This is a genomic window from Aeromonas sp. 602200 (assembly GCF_049173895.1).
GTDB lineage: Bacteria > Pseudomonadota > Gammaproteobacteria > Enterobacterales > Aeromonadaceae > Aeromonas > Aeromonas veronii_A.
Genome location: NZ_JAAKSL010000032.1, coordinates 1 through 700 on the forward strand (window position 1 = coordinate 1; position 700 = coordinate 700).

1 protein-coding gene is annotated in these 700 nt (G+C 54.4%); it reads left to right on the forward strand.

What is annotated here, in order from left to right; all coding sequences use genetic code 11:
• Window positions 1–121 precede the first annotated feature (121 nt).
• A partial coding sequence (rfbA, locus tag G5221_RS20210; RefSeq protein ID WP_421263800.1) for a glucose-1-phosphate thymidylyltransferase RfbA occupies window positions 122–700 on the forward strand: 579 nt, incomplete at its 3' end.

The window sequence follows — 700 nt, forward strand, 5'->3', positions numbered from 1 at the left end:
GGCAAGTAAATCACTGGCCAGGGATGTAGTGACTGCCTCCCTGGCTGGCAGGGATAAAACAGAAAGGTGTGGCCGCAAGCCACCCTTTTCTTTTGCAATTTAAAAATAAGAAACAAGCATCATGACCAAACGTAAAGGCATTATTCTGGCCGGTGGCTCAGGCACCCGTCTCTATCCGGTGACCATGGCTGTGAGCAAGCAGCTGCTGCCCATCTATGACAAGCCGATGATCTACTATCCGCTCAGCACCCTGATGCTGGCGGGTATTCGCGATATTCTGATCATCAGCACGCCGCAAGATACCCCCCGTTTTGAGCAATTGCTGGGTGATGGCAGCCAATGGGGCCTGAATTTGCAATACAAGGTACAACCAAGCCCGGACGGGTTGGCACAAGCCTTTATTCTGGGTGAAGAGTTTATCGGGTCAGACCCCTGTGCGCTGGTGCTCGGCGACAACATCTTCTACGGCCATGACCTGCAGAAACAGTTGGCGGCGGCAGCGGCCAAAGAGAGTGGCGCTACCGTCTTTGCCTACCACGTGCATGACCCCGAGCGTTATGGGGTAGTGGAATTTGATAAAGAGGGCACCGCGATCTCTCTGGAAGAGAAGCCACTGGAGCCCAAGAGCAACTATGCGGTGACCGGCCTCTATTTCTACGACAACAGCGTGGTGGAGATCGCCAAGAGCCTGAAGCCGTCG